The organism is Streptomyces sp. NPDC052016 (assembly GCF_044548445.1).
Taxonomy (GTDB): Bacteria; Actinomycetota; Actinomycetes; order Streptomycetales; family Streptomycetaceae; genus Streptomyces.
Map to the genome: position 1 here is coordinate 85,191 of NZ_JBIUBX010000011.1, position 18,515 is coordinate 103,705.

Consider the following 18,515-nt stretch of genomic DNA (forward strand, 5'->3'; position numbering starts at 1 on the left):
CGCCTTTCCCCCGCCCCCCCCGGGGGGCCGCCCCCCCCGCCCCCCCCTGTGCCCCCCATCGGGGCCTTTCTCAACCGGGGGGGGGGGGGGGGGGGGGGGGGGGGGGGGGGGGGGAGGCGCGGGCCATGTTCTCAAGCGCCGGGTGGCTGGGTGGGCGGGGTCGGTGTCGGGAGGCTCGGGGTCTGCTGCGGCGCGCCCGATGGGAGGAGTGGCCCGGCGCACAGGGGGCCTGCGCGCCCTCTGAGAGACTGGGCGCGATGAGTGAGACTGCACAGCCGACCGCCAACCCGCCGCGCGCCCGCGCGGAGATCGATCTGGCCGCACTGCGGGCCAACGTGCGCACCCTGCGGGCCAAGGCGCCGGGCGCGGCGTTCATGGCCGTGGTGAAGGCCGACGGATACGGCCACGGCGCGGTCGCGTGCGCCCGTGCCGCCGTCGCCGCGGGCGCCACCTGGGTCGGGACCGCCACGCCCGAGGAGGCGCTCGCGCTGCGCGCCGGGGCCGGGCTGCCGGCGGACGTGCGGATCATGTGCTGGCTGTGGACGCCGGGCGGGCCCTGGCGAGAGGCGGTCGAGGCGGGCCTCGACATGTCCGTGAGCGGGATGTGGGCGCTGCGCGAGGCCGTCGAGGGGGCCCGGCTCGCGGGGCGGACCGCGCAGGTGCAGCTCAAGGCCGACACCGGTCTGGGGCGCAACGGTTGCCAGCCCGCCGACTGGCCCGAGCTGGTAGCGGAGGCCCTGCGCGCCGAGAGCGAGGGACTCGTCCGGGTCACCGGGCTGTGGTCCCACTTCGCCTGCGCCGACGAGCCCGGGCACCCGTCCGTCGCCGCCCAGCTCTCCCGCTTCCGGGACATGGTGGCGTACGCCGAGCAGCAGGGCCTACGGCCCGAGGTGCGGCACATCGCGAACTCGCCGGCCACGCTGACGGTCCCCGACTCCCACTTCGACCTGGTCCGTCCGGGCATCGCCATGTACGGCGTCTCGCCCGGCCCCGAGCTCGGCTCCTCCGCCGACCTCGGGCTGCGTCCGGTGATGACCCTCGCGGCCTCCCTGGCCCTGGTGAAGCACGTCCCGGGCGGGCACGGCGTGAGCTACGGCCACCACTACACCACCCCCGGCGAGACCACCCTCGGCCTGGTTCCCCTCGGGTACGCCGACGGCGTCCCCCGGCACGCCTCCGGCACCGGCCCGGTGCTCGTCGGTGGCAAGTGGCGTACGGCCGCGGGGCGGATCGCGATGGACCAGTTCGTCGTCGACCTCGGCGGCGACGAGCCCGAGCCGGGTGCGGAAGCGGTGCTGTTCGGGCCCGGTGACCGGGGAGAGCCCACCGCGGAGGACTGGGCGCAGGCCGCGGGCACCATCGGATACGAGATCGTCACGCGCATCGGAGCGCGGGTTCCTCGCGTCTATGTGAATGAGGCGCAAGACGGGTAACCCACAGGCCGTGAAGGTCCGGGGCAGCAACCGAAGAACTGGTTCACCCATGTCACTTGAGCCTCAGTGAGAACCACCCGTCACAGCGTCAACGACCGGCGTCGGCCGAAGAGGAGCGGTACGTGAGCGAGAGCAGTGCGGAGGCAGTGGCGAGTGCCGCCTCGACGGCCGTCGTCGCCGCCTCCGCCACGGGGGCGGCCGGAGGCTGGCGCCGGGCGACCGGTTTCGCCGGCGCCGCGATAGGCGTGATCGCCGCGGGGGCCGCGGCCGGAGTGGCCCTGGAGCGGATGACCGTGGGGCGCGGCATGCGGGCGAAGGCGCGGCTCGCCCTCGACGCGGCGGGCCCGTACGGCGCCCTGCGCGGCACCCCCGGCAAGGCGATCGCCGACGACGGAACCGAGCTCTACTACGAGGTCGACGACGTCGAGCCCGAGGGCGGCCCGGCACCCCGCCGCCGACGGCTCTTCGGCCGCAAGGCCCCGCTGCCCGTCACCGTCGTCTTCAGCCACGGCTACTGCCTCTCCCAGGATTCCTGGCACTTCCAGCGCGCGGCCCTGCGGGGTGTCGTACGGACCGTGCACTGGGACCAGCGCAGCCACGGCCGCTCCGCGCGCGGGGCCGCCCAGCTGCGGGACGGCCTTCCGGTCAGCATCGACCAGTTGGGGCGCGACCTGAAGGCCGTCATCGACGCGGCCGCGCCCGAGGGGCCGGTCGTGCTCGTCGGGCACTCCATGGGCGGCATGACGGTGATGGCGCTGGCCGCGCAGTACCCCGAGCTGATCCGTGAGCGGGTGGTCGCCACCGCCTTCGTCGGCACGTCGTCCGGGCGGCTCGGCGAGGTCAACTTCGGGCTGCCGGTCGCCGGCGTCAACGCGGTGCGGCGGGTGCTGCCGGGCGTGCTGAAGGCGCTGGGGCAGCGGGCCGAGCTGGTGGAGAAGGGGCGGCGGGCCACCGCCGACCTCTTCGCCGGGGTCGTCAAGCGCTACTCGTTCGCCTCCCGGGACGTCGACCCGGCCGTCGCCCGGTTCGCCGAGCGGATGATCGAGGGCACCCCGATCGACGTGGTCGCCGAGTTCTACCCGGCCTTCACCGACCACGACAAGACCGAGGCCCTCGCCTGCTTCCAGGACATGCCGGTGCTGGTGCTCGCCGGCATCGGGGATCTGGTCACGCCGAGCGAGCACAGCGAGGCCATCGCCGACCTGCTGCCGGAGGCCGAGCTGGTGCTCGTGCCGGACGCCGGCCACCTGGTGATGCTGGAACACCCGGAGGTCGTCACCGACCGCCTCGCCGACCTGCTCACCCGCGCGGGCGCCGTGCCCGCAGGGGCTACGGTGGGTGGTTATGGAAGCACCAGCAGCACCGCACAACCCGGCTGAGACCGAGCTGATCATCAACTCTCCCGAACAGATGCGGGAGTTGGGCCGCCGCCTGGCCAAGCTGCTGCGCGCCGGCGACCTCGTCATGCTCAGCGGGGAGCTCGGCGCGGGCAAGACGACACTGACCCGCGGGCTCGGCGAGGGGCTCGGCGTCCGGGGCGCCGTCACCTCCCCGACCTTCGTCATCGCCCGCGTCCACCCGTCCCTCGGGGACGGCCCGCCGCTCGTCCACGTCGACGCGTACCGCCTGGGCGGCGGGCTCGACGAGATGGAGGACCTGGACCTGGACGTGTCCCTGCCCGAGTCCGTGGTCGTCGTGGAGTGGGGCGAGGGCAAGGTGGAGGAGCTGACGGACGAGCGGCTCCAGGTACAGATCCACCGAGCCGTCGGCGACACGACGGACGAGGTACGCCATGTGACGGTCACCGGGCTGGGCGAGCGGTGGGTGTCGGCGGACCTGAGCGTGCTGGCGACCTGAGCGCGGACCGACCCGCTGCTCGACCATGGGGGCGCGCAGCGGGCCGGCGGGCAGGCCCAGGAGGCTCAGCGCGGCCTTCGTGGCCATGACGCCCTGGGTGCGGAACATGTGCGGGCGGATGTGAGCGGGTGGACCGACCCCGCGTATGCCGGCGGACCCGGATCCGGCGGGGCTGTCGCCACGGCCGTTGCGTGTGTCGGCGGGCCGTTGCCTGTGTCGGCGGGCTGGAGTGCGCGGAAGCAGCCGCCCGCTTCTCAGACACCTGAGGGGGTGACGGCCCCGCCGCCGGTGGGCCTGCGCCCCGGGAGCGGTCGTGGCCCGAGTGCGTCAGCGGCCGACGGGACCGATGCGGAGCGGTCGTGGGCCGGGTGTCTCGGCGGTCCCTGGTGTGGGCCGTCGGGAGGTCTGCTCGGGTCCCTGGTGTGGGCCGTCGGGAGGTCCGCTCGTCCGACGTTCGTATGAAGGTTCCGACAAGACGTCGGCAAGATGTTGCGTCCGGCCTCTCGTGCGTGGTCACATGGTATCCAGTCCCTGGTTAGGTCTACCTAACCAGGTCCGCCCCGGCCCCCAGGAGGCGTCCATGCCGGCCACCGAGCCCCAGGCCCAAAAGGCCTCTCAGGCCCAGCCGCGATCGTTCGCACTCGCCGGGGTGTCCATGCGCGACCTGCTGGCGTCCTGCGCGGCCGCGGAGGCCGTGTCCTGTCCGCCGCGCGCGCCCGAGCCCGCGCAGTCCCCGGTGTCCGAGGAGCGGACGCGGCACCGGGAAGCCGCCTGACCCCGTACGGGCTAACGGATCACGACGATCCGCTCCCCGATCGTCGCGAACGTCCACATGGCGTTGCCGTCCGCGCGTGACTCGCGGATCCCGCCCGTGCGCACCGCCGGGTCGGGTGCCCGCCTCGAGCCGTCCACGGCCGCGCTGAAGCCGATGACCACCCCGTCCACCCTGGCGAAGCGCACCACGTGCTCGATGGAGGCGCCGTCGGTGCCGATGGCGGTACGCGAGCGGGAGGTGACCGCGTACGTCCCCGGAGGGGGGTCGACGCTGCCCGGGGTGACCGTGAACGTCCGCCGTACCTTGCCGTTCGGTCCGACCAGCCACACGCGGTCGTCGTCCACCGAGTACACGACCCGTTCACCCCTGCCGGAGCCGGCCGGCAGCGCGGTGGGCTTGCTCCTGTCCCGGGGCGCCTTCGGCGCGGCCTGGGAAGCGGTCGTCCGCGGCCTGGCGACCTCGTCGGGCGCGTTCGCCGACGCCTGGTAGGCGAGGAACCCGACCGTCGCGACGGCCGCCGCGGTGAGCCCGGCCACGAACGTCGAGCTGCTCCCTGCCACCGGCGACCACCCCTTCGTCGTACCTGTGTGCCGTGCCTGTGCGTCCTGAGTACCTGTGTGTCCTACGTGCCTGTGTGTCCTACGTGTCCTACGTGGTTACGTGTCGTGCTGTTTGGCGTATTTCCGCATAGTGCGTCACGGTTCGCCCTCGTGCCTCGCGGTGACGTTAGCAGTCCGCAGGGCCGTGACCGGGGCGTTTGTGTGCGGGGGCGGGGTCTGTGTCGGGAGTACCGGCGGTCCGGCGGCACCGCCGTACGCGGGCGCCGGCGAGGGCTGGGGCGGCTCGCGGGCGGATGCCTCCCCCGCCCGGCCGCGCCCGAGCGGGGGACCGCCGGGGCGGCGCGGGGCCGGGGCCCGCGCGTGGGGTGCTGGACGTTCGGCGGGGGCCCGAGGAGCCGTAGGCTGTTTGCGTGCTCTTGCTCGCTCTGGATACCGCCACTCCCGCCGTGACCGTCGCCCTGCACGACGGTACGGACGTCATCGCCTCGTCGAGCCAGGTGGACGCCCGCCGGCACGGTGAGCTGCTGCTGCCGGCCGTCGACCGCCTCCTCGCCGAGGCGGGTCACGCGCTCGACGCCGTTACCGGGATCGTCGTCGGCATCGGCCCCGGCCCGTACACCGGGCTGCGCGTCGGTCTGATGACCGCCGACACTTTCGGCCTCGCGCTCGGCGTCCCCGTGCACGGCTTGTGCACCCTCGACGGCCTCGCCTACGCCGCGGACCTCGAAGGGCCCTTCGTCGTGGCCACCGACGCCCGCCGCAAGGAGGTCTACTGGGCGCGCTACGCCGACTCCCGCACCCGCCTGACGGACCCCGCCGTCGACCGCCCCGCCGACATCGCCGACGAGGTCGCCGGGCTGCCGGCCGTCGGCGCGGGCGCGCTGCTCTACCCCGACACCTTCCCCAAGGCGCACGAGCCGGAGCACGTGTCCGCCGCGGCCCTCGCCTCGCTGGCCGTCGAGAAGCTCGCCGCCGGCGAGGAACTTCCCGCGCCGCGCCCGCTGTACCTGCGCCGGCCCGACGCCCAGGTCCCCAAGAACTACAAGGTGGTCACGCCCAAGTGACCGAGACCGACACTCCCGCGCCCGAGGTTCCCCTGCTGCGCGAGATGCGCTGGTGGGACATCGACTCCGTCCTCGAACTCGAGAAGGACCTGTTCCCCGAGGACGCCTGGTCGCGCGGCATGTTCTGGTCCGAGCTGGCGCACGCCCGGGGACCCGAGGCGACCCGCCGCTACCTCGTGGCCCAGGCCGGCGACCGCATCGTCGGCTACGCGGGCCTGGCCGTCTCCGGCACCGAGTCCGACAGCGGCGCGGCCGTGGGCGCCGACATCCAGACCATCGCCGTGGCCCGCGACCACCAGGGCACCGGCCTCGGCTCCCGCCTGCTCGCCGAACTGCTGCGCGCGGCAACCGACTTCGAGTGCTCCGAGATCATGCTGGAGTGCCGGGTCGACAACATCCGCGCACAGAAGCTGTACGAACGCTTCGGCTTCGAGCCCATCGGCTTCAGGCGGGGCTACTACCAGCCGGGGAACGTGGACGCCCTCGTGATGCGCCTGACCACGGCGCCCGCCGGCGGCTCCGCCCCGGAACCGACATCGGAACAAGGAACGCAAGGAACCGAGATCAATGGCTGACGAACCTCTCGTCCTCGGCATCGAGACCTCCTGTGACGAGACCGGCGTCGGCATCGTCCGGGGCACCACCCTGCTGGCGGACGCCGTGGCCTCCAGCGTCGACGAGCACGCCCGCTTCGGCGGGGTGGTGCCGGAAGTGGCCAGCAGGGCCCACCTGGAGGCGATGGTCCCCACCGTCGAGCGGGCGCTGAAGGAGGCGGGCGTCTCCGCCAAGGACCTGGACGGCATCGCGGTGACGGCGGGACCGGGCCTGGCGGGCGCGCTGCTGGTCGGCGTCTCGGCGGCCAAGGCGTACGCGTACGCGCTCGGCAAGCCGCTGTACGGCGTGAACCACCTCGCCTCCCACATCTGCGTGGACCAGCTCGAGCACGGCCCGCTGCCGGAACCGACGATGGCGCTGCTGGTGTCCGGCGGCCACTCCTCCCTGCTGCTCTCCTCGGACATCACCTCCGACGTCCGCCCGATGGGCGCCACCATCGACGACGCGGCGGGCGAGGCCTTCGACAAGATCGCCCGGGTGCTGAACCTCGGTTTCCCGGGCGGCCCGGTCATCGACCGTTACGCCCGCGAGGGCGACCCGGAGGCGATCGCCTTCCCGCGCGGCCTGACCGGCCCGCGCGACCCGGCGTACGACTTCTCCTTCTCCGGCCTGAAGACGGCGGTCGCACGCTGGATCGAGGCCAAGCGGGCGGCGGGCGAGGAGGTCCCCGTGCGCGACGTGGCGGCCTCCTTCCAGGAGGCGGTCGTGGACGTCCTCACCCGCAAGGCGGTACGGGCCTGCAAGGACGAGGGCGTCGACCACCTGATGATCGGCGGCGGTGTCGCCGCCAACTCCCGGCTGCGGGCACTGGCCCAGGAGCGCTGCGAACGGGTCGGCATCCGGCTGCGCGTCCCGCGCCCCAAGCTGTGCACGGACAACGGCGCGATGGTCGCCGCCCTGGGCGCGGAGATGGTCGCCCGGGGCCGCGCCGCGTCCAGCTGGGACCTGTCCGCGGACTCGTCACTTCCGGTGACGGACCCGCACGTCCCCGGCCAGGTCCACGCCCACGACCACGTCCACGAGGTCAGCAAGGACAACCTCTACTCGTGAGGACCACACCATGACGGTCGCGCTGATGTGGGAGGCCCGGGCGGCCGAGGGCCGGGGCGAGGAACTGCTGGCGTGGGTACGCGGGCAGCGGCTCGCCCGCGAACCGCTGCGTCGAGAGGTCCTGCGCGCCCCGCAGGACCGCGTCCTGGTCATCACCTGGTGGGACGCGGAGTACACCGCCGAGCTCCCCGAACTGCCGGAGCCGGACGGGGAGTTGCTGATCCGGGCGGTGCACCGGTGGCGGTTCGAGGCGGTGGGGTCGGCGTAGGGCGGCCCGGTGTGACGCCCTCCTGCTGAAGGGAGCTGTAGGAAGGGGAGTTTGAGCTGCAAGGGACCGGCCCTACGGTTCGGTAACCGCTACCGTCGGAACACTGTGTGTGGACCGTGGAGGGGCGTGTGACTCTCGCAGTGGGTGTTCCCCTGCTCAACGGCAGGTACGAGATCGCGGGGCGTGTCGACTCCGAGACCGGCGAAGGGCAGCTGTGGGCCGCCAACGACACGATGGAGTACGTCCCGCCCTATCTGTGCAAGACCTGGCACTTCTACGACAGCAAACCCGATGACGTGCAACGCGCGCTGTGGGACGCCGAACTGCGCACGCTCTACCAGGTTCGCAGCACCCCTGGCTCCGAGGAGTCGCTGCTCCAACTGCACGATGTCGGCATCGACAGCGAGCAACGCTGCTTCGTGATGGTCTTCAAGACGGAGGGCCTGCACACCCTGGCGTCGCTCCTCGCGCGGCGCAGCGAACACGAGTGGCTGTCCGGAAGCCCCTCCGGACGCAGGGAACTCTGGCAGATGTTGAACAGGATCGCCGAGGGGCTCGCCCTGCTGCACGAGCAGCAGGTGGTGCACCGGAGCGTCTCGCCCGAGTCGGTCTTCCTGGACTCCGGCAAGGGGCCCGAGTCGTGCCTGCTGGGCGGCTTCGAGTGGAGTGTCAGACTGGGCCGCCCCACCTCCGCGCAGCCCTCGCGGGTCGCCTGGGGAACCGCACCCGAGGCTCTGGGGGACGGCGCGGCCTTCGGGCCCGACGCCGACTGGTTCGCCTTCGGCATGCTGGTAGCCCGTTGCATGCTGGACATCGAGCACCTGAGGGCCACGCCGGATCCCAAGCGGCGCTACCAACTGGTCCTCGACCATCTCGCCAAGGCCAGGCGCAAGCTCACGTCGCTGGAGTGCGACTTCATCGAGCTGCTCATCGCCGACGAGCCGGAGATACGGCCCAAGCACGGCGTCGAGGTCACCGCCGCCATCCGTGACATCGTGCACGCGCTCCAGCAGCCCTCGGCCGGGGCGGACGGCGCCCTCCGGCACCTCGTCGTGATCAACCCGGGCAACCGCTCGCTCCAGCAGACGTGCCTGGAGCTGGGCCTGCGTGAGTCGCTTCAGCTGGGGCCCGCCGACCCGTTCGATCCGAGCCGGCCGGAACACAGCAGCAAGCTGCTCAGCTTCCTCTTCGACGACTTCTCCGACGGCGCCACACTGGCACCCATCCCGAACCGGGACGAGTACATCCTCTCCGGGCGGTCCGTACACCTGCGCATCGGCCCCGCCAGGACCGCGACGGGCATCTCCCGGAGCTGGCAGAACGCGTTCTGCGAGGGGACCAGGGACTACTTCACGGCCGATCCGACGCGGCAGGTCGAGATCCCCGCGGGTCGCATCGCGTTCTTCAACACCAAGAACTACCGGCAGCAGTCGAACATGCTCGGCTCCGCGCCGAGCTGGGAGACGCTGCTTCCCAAGAACGACAAGGGGCGCAGGCGCCGTGAGGCACAGGAGCGATTCGCCGAGTTCGTTCGCTTCACCAACCAGATCGACATCCTGATCCGTGACGCGGAACTGTTCCGCTGCCGGGTCACGGACGTGCAGCATGCCCCGAACGGGATGGTCGACTCCGTCACGGTGGAGGAGGTGCCACGCCTCAATGTCCCGATGTCCATGTTCCAACTGGACGACGGCATGGCTGAATTCCTGCTCCGGGAGAAGCACAGCGGCAAGCCGGGAAGCAATCTCATCCACCTGAGTTCCCCGGAGTCGGAGACCATCGGATGGCCGGTGCCGGCCGTCGAGCCCGAGTGGAGGGTCGACACGGTCGACGTTCCGGGTCACACGGCCACACTGCGCCCCGAGACGGAGGTCCTGCAGGCACCCGCGCCCGGTGACATCAAGGTGCTGCGGACCAAGGGGCTGAAGGGCCAGGTCCACCTGATCAGGCGCCGCAAGGAGGCCATCGGGCGGCTGGCGAAGCACACGTACCTGCTGGAGAGCCTCTCCGAGCCCGGACAGGTCATCATGGACAGCGGGCTCGTCGACCTGCCCGTGCCGCTGTCCCCGAAGACCGTCGACCCCAGTAAGCGTGGGCAGATCGAGAAGATCCTCGGGGTGCGCCCCATCTACGCGCTGCAGGGACCACCGGGCACGGGCAAGACACACATGGTGGCCTGGCTGCTGCGGGAGATCCTTGCGGAGGACCCCGTCGCCCAGATCCTCATCACGGCGCAGGCCCACCCGGCGGTGGACGTCCTGCTGGACCGGGTCAAGGACGCGTTCGACGAGGTCTCGGAGGATCGCAGACCGCTCGCCATCCGGCTCCGCCGTACCAACACCAACCAGTCGGGAGACTCCTCCAGGGACGAACCCGGCTCCGAGCGCCAGGTCGCCCGGGAAGTCCTCGAAAGGACGATCAAGCGGCTGGAAGAGGCCGTCGGGCGGCAGGGGCTCTCCAAAGTCCAGTCGGACTGGCTCGAGGCGTGCCGCAAGATGCTCGCGGAACTGCGCACCAGGGACGCCTCGTCGGCCACGGAATTTCGTGAGCTGGTCAAACGCAGCGCGAGCATCACCTACAGCACCGCCGCCGACGGAGACCTGGCGGCCCTGGCAGGTGAGGTGAGCTACGACTGGACCATCGTGGAGGAAGCGGGGAAGGCACACGGCTTCGAGATGGCGCTCCCACTCTCCCTGGGCCACCGGTGGCTTCTCATCGGCGATCCCAAACAGCTCCCTCCCTACCAGATCGAGAACTACCAGAGCGCCGTGTCGACGATGGACGAGACCGTCGAGGCGCTTGAGCACATGGAAGGCCTGGGCTCGTTACTCGACAGGGATCTCCTGAACAGCTGGCGGGCCCGAACCGACGAGCAGCGCACGCAGTTCGGTGAGTACTGCAAGGAATGGCTGAAGCTCTTCGAGCAACTGCACAAGCTCTGCTCGTACCACGAGCACGAGGGGGGACTGCTCACCGGACAGCACCGCATGCACCCCGACATCGGTGAACTCGTCTCGCAGACCTATTACGACGGCAGGCTTCAGCACTACACGCGGGATCGCGAAACCCAGCAGCCGCTGGAGAAGTTCCTGCACGGTTGTGTCGCGCCGGCCGAGATCCGCGGCAAGGCGGTGGTGTGGCTCGATCTGCCCACCGCGGCGCAGGCCCCGGAGGTGGGGGAGAAGACGACTCCCAAGTACAGCAACCTGGCCGAGGCACACGCCCTGGAGAGGTTCCTGCGCTCATTGCAGGCCGGGCCCGGTGGCGACCCCGGGAAGCGGCTGGAACTCGCCGTTCTGTCGCCGTACGCACAGCAGGTGGGCCAACTGAGGAAGCACCTGGACACACCCGGACTGCGCGCGGCACTGGAGGCCCACGGGCTGGAACTCGCGCCCGACCCGCGTCGTCTGGAGTCCGATTCGGCGGCGAACCGTCAAGACGGGTTCTTCACCGTTGACTCATTCCAGGGAAACCAGTCGGACATCATCGCCGTCAGCCTGGTCCGCAACAACACCAAACAGCCGGGTGACGGGCTGGGCTTCCTCAAGGAGGCGTCGCGGATGAACGTGCTGATCTCCCGCGCCGAACGCCTCCTCGTGCTGGTCGGTTCCTGGGAGTTCTTCCGGCGGCAGGTCGCCCATGTCTCGCGCAAGAAGGAGGAAGACGACCCGCTCCGCCACTGGGGACTGGCCGTCGACCAGTTGGAGGGGTGGTTCTCCACCGGGCAGGCCGTCCGCGTCGACGCCGATCTCAGGGACTTCGAGCCACCGCCAAGCCGAGGTTGAGCGGCCGGCCTGAGCCCTTCGACCAGCCCATGAACAGAGGGGGAGAACCATCCATGCTGCGTGTCCTGTTGCCGCTGAGCATGTACCGCGTCAGCTACGAGGTCGCCCATGGCCGTCCCTACAGCAAACTGGAAGAGCTGTTGCTCAAAGCGGTCAATGACGTGGAGGACTCGGCGGGACGCACCTTCGGCGACCTGCGGGACACCTTCATGGTGCACGACCGCCTGCTGACCGAAGGACTCGTCACCCTCATCCAGGAGGGATGGGTGGCGATGGCACAGCGGGAGAACGAGGTGCGCTACCTCGTCACCAAGGAGGGGCGGCGGACGATCCAGCACGGACGCAGACCGAGCAAGCTGCGCGTCCAGACCCGACACTCCAACATCGTGCGGGAGGATCTCACCGGTCAGCTCGCGAGCTCCTCGGACCTGCGGCTCATCACCGGCCCGAACGTCAGGCGTGCCACCGGATCCCACAGCTGGCGGAAGTACGCGCTCGCGGCTCGTTTGCGGCGCACGAGGATCAACGGCGGCGAGACCGAGCCGCTGCTGCCTCGCTCACGCACCCGGCAGGAGTGGATCCGCTGGATCGACTCGGTCGCCCGGTTGAACCAGGATCTCTACTACCTGCCCATCCAGGTCGACCTGGAGAGGGACGAGGTCATGGGGTTGCCGCACCACTGGCGGACCCTCACTCCCATGATCCTGGAGGAGGCGACCGCGCGGTACGCGGATTTCGCCGACGACACCGGCTTCCAGGAGAAGCTGACCGACCTGATGCGGTCGGCCGACGCCAGGGACGGGCAGCGCGGCTCGCGGGCGACGGCGGCACCGTCCGACAGGCCCTTCGCCGACGCGTCCGTGCGCTGCGCGGACCTCGCGCTGACCGCGAGCGAGGGGTACCGACTCGTGGAGTCGCTGCTCGCCGACTGTTCCGGCAACGTCCTTCTCGTCGCGTCGCGCATGGACACCCGGAAGGCCGAGGCGGCCCGCGACCTCCTGGGCGGCCTTCGTCAACGAGGGGTGAACGCGGACCTGCTGTGGTCCTGCGACACGCCGCCCGTCGCGCCGGACCAGGCGAAGGAAGCCAAGGGAGCCTCTTCCACGGGTTCCGCCGGGGAGATCAGCCGCCTGCTCGGCCCGGCACGGGCCGCGGTCGGGAGCGGCAAGGTGGCGTTCAACCGCACACCGGCGCCGGTCGCCATGGATCTGGTGCTCGCCACGACCGAGAGGGGACCTGTCGCCGTCCTGGGCGGGGCGTTGTGGTGCCCTTCGGCGGACGAGGACCGGTTCGTCCCTGCCGTACGGTTCTCCGATCCGGCCGCTCTCGCATCGGTTGCCCGACTGTGCGCGGGCTGGTGGGAGGAGCTTCCGGGAGACGAGGGCATCCTGCCGGCGCACCGGTGGAAGCACCTGGCGGAACGCTGGGCCGGAGAAGCCGCTCGCGGGCTCGGCGTCGACCGGGACACGGCGTCCGTGCAGGCCGCCCACGACCCGGAGGGGGAGTGCACAGGCACGGTGTCGTTGCTCGTCGGTCCCCAGTCGGCCGACCTCCGTGAGTCGGTCGAGGCCCGATCGAACGGGTGTCTCCTCGTCGCGGACAGCGGATTCACGTCGTACGACCTCGTGGAACGGCTCACCGCCGTCCCGGTCGCTGAAGCCGGTCCGTTCCGGGCCGCCGGGGGGACGGACGGCTGGCGGCTGGTGGAGTGGACCGCCGAGACCTGGAAAGCGGTGGGTTCGTCGGGACTGCCCGGCCCTTCGGAGCACTGCCGGGTGACGGCCGGCGACGAGCAGTGGCTGGTCGAGTACGAGGGGCCGGGACCCACCCTCTCCTTCGCCGTCGGAGGGCATGTAGGAGTGCTGGCGTGGGAGCGGCTGCGCGCCGAAGCGGGGGAGCGGACGGGGTAAAGCCTGCTGCGTGGATCACGCAGCTGACGTGACGGGCCCCGGCAGGAGGTCGGGACGTCCACGGCCCCGGCGCGTGGCTCGGTCTGTCGCAGGCCGAGCCGCGCGCCGGGCGGCCATGCCCCCTCCTCAGACGGCGTCGCCGGAGGCCCGCGGGCCGGCCGGGCCGTCGGCCTGCGACACCTCCGCCTCGCACCGCAGCCGCCGCCCCGCTCCCACCTCCCGTACCGGCCCCGTCAGCCGCAGCCGTGCCGTGTGCCGCAGGTCCGCGCTGGACGCGCCCAGCCGGAGCTCCAGGGCCCCGGGTTCCACCACCCGCCGCCCCTCCCGGTCGGTGAACGCCGACAGATCGGTGTGGAAGCGGAAGGTCACGCGGGTCGACTCGGCCGGTTCCAGGGTGAGGCGCTGGTAGCCGATCAGGCGGACGTCCGGTCGCGTCACCGAGGCCACCGGGTCGTGGAGGTAGAGCTGGACCACCTCCGCGCCGGCCCGTTCGCCGGTGTTGCGGACGGTCACCGACACCTCGTACGAGCCGTCCGTCGGGATCTCCGTCTCGGTGTCGCCCGAGAAGTCCTCCCAGGCGAAACTCGTGTACGAACGCCCGTGGCCGAAGGGGTACAGCGGGGTGGGGTCCAGGTTGCTGACCTCTCCGGCCAGGCCCAGTGGCGGCTGGAGGTAGGTCCACGGCTGGCCGCCCACCACGCGGGGCACGCTCACGGGCAGCCGGCCCGAGGGGTTCACGCGGCCCGACAGCACGCCCGCGACCGCCGGGCCTCCCTCCTCGCCCGGGAAGAAGGCCTGGACGACGGCGCCCAGGCGGCCGTGCCAGCGGCCGAGGGCGTAGGGGCGGCCGGTGAGGAGGACCAGGACGACCGGGACGCCCGTCGCCACCAGGGCGTCCAGCAGGTCGCCCTGGACGCCCGGCAGGCGCAGGTCCGCCACGTCGCAGCCCTCGCCCGAGGTGCCCCGGCCGAACAGGCCCGCCCGGTCGCCCAGGACCGCGACGCACACGTCCGCCTCCGCGGTCCTCGCCACCGCCTCCTCGAAGCCGGTCGTGTCCGGGTCGGAGACCGCGCACCCCTCCGCGAACGTCACCTTGGCGTCCGGCAGTTCGGTGCGCAGGGACTCCAGGAGCGTCGGGATGTCGATGCCCTGCTCCACCTCCGGGTGGTGGGTGAGGACGTGGGAGGGGAAGGAGTAGCAGCCGAGCATCGCCAGCGCGTCCGCCGCCCGGGGCCCCACCACCGCGATACGGCTGTCCGGGGACAGGGGCAGCAGCCCGTCCGGGTTGTCCAGCAGGACCACCGACTCCTCCGCCAGCCGGCGGGCCACGGCGCGGTTGGCCGCCGAGTCGAGGTCGATCGACGCGGAATCCGGCGGATCGGGCCGCCAGTCCTCGTCCAGAAGGCCCAGTTCGCACTTCTGGAGCAGCACCCGGCGGGCCGCACGGTCGACCAGGTCCTCGGGGACCAGCCCTTCCCCTACGGCCTCCACCAGCGCCTCGCCGTAGTACCTCACCGTCGGCAGTTCCACGTCGACGCCGGCCCGCAACGCCAGGTGGGCCGCCTCCGCGGTGGTGCCCGCCACGCGGTGCAGGGTCTGCAGGAAGCCGATGCCGAAGTAGTCGGCGACCACCGTGCCGGTGAAGCCCCACTCCTCGCGCAGGAGGCCGGTCAGCAGCTCCGGGTCGGCGGAGGCGGGGACGCCGTCGCGTTCGGTGTACGCCGCCATCACCGAGCGCGCCCCGCCCTCGCGCAGCGCCATCTCGAACGGCGGCAGCGTCACGTCCGCGAACTCGCGGGTGCCCGCCCGGACCGGGGCCAGGTTGCGGGCGCCCGCCGAGGAGGCGTACCCGGCGAAGTGCTTGAGCGTGGCGACGATCCCGGCCGACTCCAGGCCGCGCACGTAGGCCGTGCCGACCGTGCCGACCAGGTACGGGTCCTCGCCGATCGTCTCCTCGACCCGCCCCCACCGCGGGTCGCGGACGACGTCCAGGACGGGGGCCAGGCCCTGGTGGACGCCGACGGCGCGCAGGTCACGGCCGATGTGCCGGGCCATCTCCTCGACCAGCGGCGGGTCGAAGGCGGCGCCCCAGGCGAGCGGGACCGGATAGGCGGTGGCCCGCCAGGCGGTGAAGCCGGCCAGGCACTCCTCGTGCGCGACGGCGGGAATGCCGAAGCGGCCCGCCTCGGTGATCCTGCGCTGGGCGCGGGCCAGGGCGCGGGCGCCGAGCGCGGGGTCCACGGGGGCGGTGCCGAAGGAGCGGGTCAGCTGGCCGAGCCCCCGGGTGATCAGCTCGTCCCAGTCGTAGTCGGCGGTCATGTCGTGCTGGTGCGGGGCGACTCCGTCGCCGTCCGTCGCGGCGCCGACCCACACGCCGTACAGCTGGGCGATCTTCTCCTCGAGGGTCATCCGGGGAAGGAGGTCGTCGACACGGGCGGCGGCGGGCAGGGCGGGGTCACGCCAGGGGGCGGTGGTCATGAAGCTCCTGTCAGAGGTCGGTGAGCCACCAGTCGGCCATCGAAGCGTGCGAATGTTTCGGACCGTACTTCGAATGTTCCGGGAACCTATGGCCCGGCGAGGGGTTCGTCAAGAGGTCGCGCGGGGATACGATCGCCGCCATGACACCCTCGGAGCCCACTGAGACGCGGACGGAACACCGGCCGACGACCCCGAGCGACGGGCCGAAGGCGCGGACCGGCGCGAGGCCGGCGCAGACCGCGACGCTCGCGGAGATCGCCCGCGAGGCCGGAGTCTCGGCGCCGACTGTTTCGAAGGTCCTCAACGGCCGAGCCGACGTCGCCCCCGCGACCCGCACCCGCGTCGAGGAACTGCTGCGCGCCCACGGCTACCGGCGCCGGCGTGCCGAGGCGACCCGCTCGCCCTTGATCGACCTGGTCTTCCACGAGCTGGAGAGCGCCTGGGCGATGGAGGTCATCCGGGGGGTGGAGAACGTGGCGCGGGACGCCGGGCTGAGTGTGGTGCTGAGCGAGAGCGCCGGGCGGCTCACCCCGGGGCGGACCTGGGCGGACCAGGTCGCCGCCCGCCGTCCGCACGGTGTCGTCCTGGTGCTGTCCGGGCTGGACGAGTCTCAGCGGGCGCTGCTGACCAGCCGGTCGATCCCGTTCGTGGTGATGGACCCGGCGGGCGACCCGGGCGCGGACGTGCCCTCGATCGGCGCCACCAACTGGCAGGGCGGGCTCGCCGCCACCCGGCACCTCGTCGAGCTGGGGCACCGGCGCATCGGGGCGATCAGCGGGCCGCCGCAGATGATGTGCAGCCGGGCCCGCGTCGACGGCTACCGCGCGGCCCTGGAGACGGCCGGGCTGCCGGTGGAGCCGGGACTGATCATGACCGGTGACTTCCACCACGAGACCGGCTACCGGCTCGGGCGTGAGCTGCTCTCCCGCCCCGACCGGCCCACCGCCGTCTTCGCCGGCAACGACCTGCAGGCCCTCGGCTGCTATGAGGCCGCCCGCGAGCTGGGTCTGCGCATCCCCGAGGACGTCAGCGTGGTCGGCTTCGACGATCTGCCGGTGGCGCGCTGGATGGGCCCGCCGCTGACGACCGTACGGCAGCCGCTGACGGAGATGGCCGAGGCGGCGGCCCGGCTGGTGCTGGAGCTCGGGCGGTCGGAGGGGGAGCCGACGGCGACCCGGGTGGAGCTGGCGACCAGCCTGGTGGTGCGGACGAGCACGGCAGCGCCGCCCGCGGCCGGAAGGTGACGTATTGACGGGCGGGGAGGGCGCCTCCACACTCCTCCGAAGTCAATCGGTTGCACGACCGAAACTTTCGGAGGCCACCCGCCATGACAACCTCCTTACCCCTCGGGGCCCTCGGAACCTCCCGGGCGCCCCTGCGTGCACGACTCGCCGCCCTGCTCGCCGGGGCGGCCACCGTCGGCGCCCTGCTCACCGCCGGCGCCCCGGCCGCCCACGCCGCCGACACCCCGCTGCGCGACCTCGCCGCCGCCAAGGGCAAGGTCATGGGCACGGCGGTCACCGGCTCCAAGCTCACCGGGACCTACGGCGACATCGCCGGCCGGGAGTTCAACTGGCTCACGCCGGGCAACGCCATGAAGTGGGGGTCGGTCGAGCCGACGCAGGGCGTCTTCGACTGGGCCGAGGCCGACCAGATCGTCGACTTCGCCGAGGCCCACGGCCAGGAGGTGCGCGGCCACACCCTGGTCTGGCACAGCCAGAACCCCGGCTGGCTGACCAACGGCACGTGGACGTCCGCCCAGTTGAACACCCTGCTGAAGAACCACATCGACACCGAGGTCGGCCGCTACAAGGGCCGCGTCGCCGCCTGGGACGTCGTCAACGAGCCCTTCGACGAGGACGGCACCTACCGCTCCACCCTCTGGTACGACGGCCTCGGCGCGGACTACATCGCGAACGCCCTCACCTGGGCGCGGGCCGCCGACCCGGACGCCGACCTCTACATCAACGACTACAACGTCGAGGGCGTCAACGCGAAGTCCACCGCCCTGTACAACCTGGTCAGGTCACTGAAGGAGCGCGGCGTCCCGATCGACGGGGTCGGCCTCCAGGCGCACCTGATCCTCGGTCAGGTGCCGTCCACCCTCCAGCAGAACATCCAGCGCTTCGCCGACCTGGGCGTGGACGTGGCGATCACCGAGCTGGACATCCGGATGCAGCTGCCCTCGGACAGCGCGAAGCTCACCCAGCAGGCGGCCGACTACAAGGCGGTCATGAGCGCCTGTCTGGCCGTGACCCGCTGCACCGGCGTCACCGTCTGGGGCTTCACCGACTCCGACTCGTGGATCCCGAGTACCTTCCCGGGCCAGGGCGCGGCGACGCCGTACGACGAGAACTACGCGCCGAAACCGGCGTACCACGCGATCGCCGAGTCGCTCGGCGGCACGACGACCCCGCCGCCCACGGGCGCGTGCACGGCGGCGTACAGCGTCGGCAGCCAGTGGAACACCGGCTTCACCGGGCAGGTGCGGATCGCCTGCTCGGGGGCGGCGCTGTCGTCGTGGAAGGTGAGCTGGACCTACGGAGCGGGGCAGCGGATCACACAGGCGTGGAACGCGCACTGCACCCAGTCGGGGGCGGCGGTCACCTGTTCCAACGCCTCGTACAACGGGACGGTTCCGGACGGCGGTTCGGTGACCTTCGGGTTCAACGGGTCGTGGAGCGGAAGCAATCCGGTGCCGGCGGTGACACTGGGCTGAG

Annotated in this window: 14 protein-coding genes and 1 pseudogene; 12 read left to right on the plus strand and 3 right to left on the minus strand. The window is 72.0% G+C overall.

Annotated features, from left to right (window positions below; translation table 11 throughout):
- Positions 1-257 precede the first annotated feature (257 nt).
- The 3 genes from alr to tsaE all read left to right on the plus strand — a co-directional run bounded on the left by alr (position 258) and on the right by tsaE (position 3,290).
- Complete coding sequence (gene alr, locus ACIHAR_RS15765; protein WP_365469950.1) at positions 258-1,433, plus strand: alanine racemase; 1,176 nt, start codon at positions 258-260, stop codon at positions 1,431-1,433.
- A 122-nt stretch (positions 1,434-1,555) separates the two neighbouring features.
- Positions 1,556-2,812, plus strand: coding sequence for an alpha/beta hydrolase (locus tag ACIHAR_RS15770; RefSeq protein ID WP_365469947.1), 1,257 nt, complete (start codon positions 1,556-1,558; stop codon positions 2,810-2,812).
- Positions 2,778-3,290: a tRNA (adenosine(37)-N6)-threonylcarbamoyltransferase complex ATPase subunit type 1 TsaE gene (gene tsaE, locus ACIHAR_RS15775; protein ID WP_365469944.1), complete on the plus strand. Its 513-nt coding sequence runs from the start codon at positions 2,778-2,780 to the stop codon at positions 3,288-3,290. Before ACIHAR_RS15770 ends, tsaE begins: the two co-directional genes overlap by 35 nt.
- 18 nt (positions 3,291-3,308) lie before the next feature.
- Here the strand turns inward: tsaE and ACIHAR_RS15780 are convergent.
- A pseudogene (locus ACIHAR_RS15780) lies at positions 3,309-3,398 on the minus strand (4-hydroxy-tetrahydrodipicolinate synthase); the annotation flags it as partial.
- Positions 3,399-3,870: 472 nt separating this feature from the next.
- Between ACIHAR_RS15780 and ACIHAR_RS15785 the strand changes: the two are divergent.
- Positions 3,871-4,065, plus strand: a complete 195-nt coding sequence (locus ACIHAR_RS15785; protein ID WP_400019762.1) for a hypothetical protein — start codon at positions 3,871-3,873, stop codon at positions 4,063-4,065.
- Positions 4,066-4,076: 11 nt separating this feature from the next.
- On the opposite strand, the gene ACIHAR_RS15790 is transcribed toward ACIHAR_RS15785, so the two are convergent.
- Positions 4,077-4,625 (minus strand): hypothetical protein, encoded by a 549-nt coding sequence (locus ACIHAR_RS15790; RefSeq protein ID WP_400019764.1) that lies wholly within the window; start codon positions 4,623-4,625, stop codon positions 4,077-4,079.
- A 410-nt stretch (positions 4,626-5,035) separates the two neighbouring features.
- Here ACIHAR_RS15790 and tsaB point away from each other — a divergent pair, with 410 nt between their 5' ends.
- From tsaB to ACIHAR_RS15820, 6 genes are all read left to right on the plus strand, one after another.
- Positions 5,036-5,689 (plus strand): tRNA (adenosine(37)-N6)-threonylcarbamoyltransferase complex dimerization subunit type 1 TsaB, encoded by a 654-nt coding sequence (gene tsaB, locus ACIHAR_RS15795; RefSeq protein WP_365469935.1) that lies wholly within the window; start codon positions 5,036-5,038, stop codon positions 5,687-5,689.
- Between the two features lie 44 nt (positions 5,690-5,733).
- On the plus strand, positions 5,734-6,264 hold the full coding sequence (gene rimI, locus ACIHAR_RS15800) for a ribosomal protein S18-alanine N-acetyltransferase (protein WP_365469991.1): 531 nt from the start codon (positions 5,734-5,736) through the stop codon (positions 6,262-6,264).
- Positions 6,257-7,354: a tRNA (adenosine(37)-N6)-threonylcarbamoyltransferase complex transferase subunit TsaD gene (gene tsaD, locus ACIHAR_RS15805; protein ID WP_365469932.1), complete on the plus strand. Its 1,098-nt coding sequence runs from the start codon at positions 6,257-6,259 to the stop codon at positions 7,352-7,354. Before rimI ends, tsaD begins: the two co-directional genes overlap by 8 nt.
- A 10-nt stretch (positions 7,355-7,364) precedes the next feature.
- Positions 7,365-7,622, plus strand: coding sequence for a hypothetical protein (locus tag ACIHAR_RS15810; protein ID WP_400019766.1), 258 nt, complete (start codon positions 7,365-7,367; stop codon positions 7,620-7,622).
- Positions 7,623-7,750: 128 nt separating this feature from the next.
- A complete protein-coding gene (locus ACIHAR_RS15815) occupies positions 7,751-11,407 on the plus strand; it encodes an AAA domain-containing protein (protein ID WP_400019768.1) in 3,657 nt (1,218 codons plus the stop codon).
- Positions 11,408-11,460: 53 nt separating this feature from the next.
- Positions 11,461-13,317 carry a hypothetical protein gene (locus ACIHAR_RS15820; protein ID WP_400019770.1) on the plus strand — a complete coding sequence of 619 codons (1,857 nt, stop codon included), beginning with the start codon at positions 11,461-11,463 and terminating at the stop codon, positions 13,315-13,317.
- A gap of 126 nt (positions 13,318-13,443) precedes the next feature.
- On the opposite strand, the gene ACIHAR_RS15825 is transcribed toward ACIHAR_RS15820, so the two are convergent.
- Positions 13,444-15,795: a glycoside hydrolase family 3 N-terminal domain-containing protein gene (locus ACIHAR_RS15825; RefSeq protein ID WP_400019772.1), complete on the minus strand. Its 2,352-nt coding sequence runs from the start codon at positions 15,793-15,795 to the stop codon at positions 13,444-13,446.
- Positions 15,796-15,935: 140 nt separating this feature from the next.
- Here ACIHAR_RS15825 and ACIHAR_RS15830 point away from each other — a divergent pair, with 140 nt between their 5' ends.
- Together ACIHAR_RS15830 and ACIHAR_RS15835 are read left to right on the plus strand one after the other, a co-directional pair.
- Entirely contained in the window at positions 15,936-17,039 is a 1,104-nt protein-coding gene (locus tag ACIHAR_RS15830) for a LacI family DNA-binding transcriptional regulator (RefSeq protein WP_365469923.1), read from the plus strand.
- Between the two features lie 83 nt (positions 17,040-17,122).
- Positions 17,123-18,514, plus strand: coding sequence for an endo-1,4-beta-xylanase (locus tag ACIHAR_RS15835; RefSeq protein ID WP_400019774.1), 1,392 nt, complete (start codon positions 17,123-17,125; stop codon positions 18,512-18,514).
- Position 18,515: the final 1 nt, after the last annotated feature.

What these genes read in the sequence shown, in the direction of transcription:
- alr (WP_365469950.1), top strand. Translation starts at nt 258, where the DNA reads ATGAGTGAGACTGCACAGCCGACCGCCAACCCGCCGCGCGCCCGCGCG.
- tsaE (WP_365469944.1), top strand. Translation starts at nt 2,778, where the DNA reads ATGGAAGCACCAGCAGCACCGCACAACCCGGCTGAGACCGAGCTGATC.
- ACIHAR_RS15785 (WP_400019762.1), top strand. Translation starts at nt 3,871, where the DNA reads ATGCCGGCCACCGAGCCCCAGGCCCAAAAGGCCTCTCAGGCCCAGCCG.
- rimI (WP_365469991.1), top strand. Translation starts at nt 5,734, where the DNA reads ATGCGCTGGTGGGACATCGACTCCGTCCTCGAACTCGAGAAGGACCTG.
- tsaD (WP_365469932.1), top strand. Translation starts at nt 6,257, where the DNA reads ATGGCTGACGAACCTCTCGTCCTCGGCATCGAGACCTCCTGTGACGAG.
- ACIHAR_RS15810 (WP_400019766.1), top strand. Translation starts at nt 7,365, where the DNA reads ATGACGGTCGCGCTGATGTGGGAGGCCCGGGCGGCCGAGGGCCGGGGC.
- ACIHAR_RS15820 (WP_400019770.1), top strand. Translation starts at nt 11,461, where the DNA reads ATGCTGCGTGTCCTGTTGCCGCTGAGCATGTACCGCGTCAGCTACGAG.
- ACIHAR_RS15825 (WP_400019772.1), bottom strand. Translation starts at nt 15,795, where the DNA reads ATGACCACCGCCCCCTGGCGTGACCCCGCCCTGCCCGCCGCCGCCCGT.
- ACIHAR_RS15830 (WP_365469923.1), top strand. Translation starts at nt 15,936, where the DNA reads ATGACACCCTCGGAGCCCACTGAGACGCGGACGGAACACCGGCCGACG.
- ACIHAR_RS15835 (WP_400019774.1), top strand. Translation starts at nt 17,123, where the DNA reads ATGACAACCTCCTTACCCCTCGGGGCCCTCGGAACCTCCCGGGCGCCC.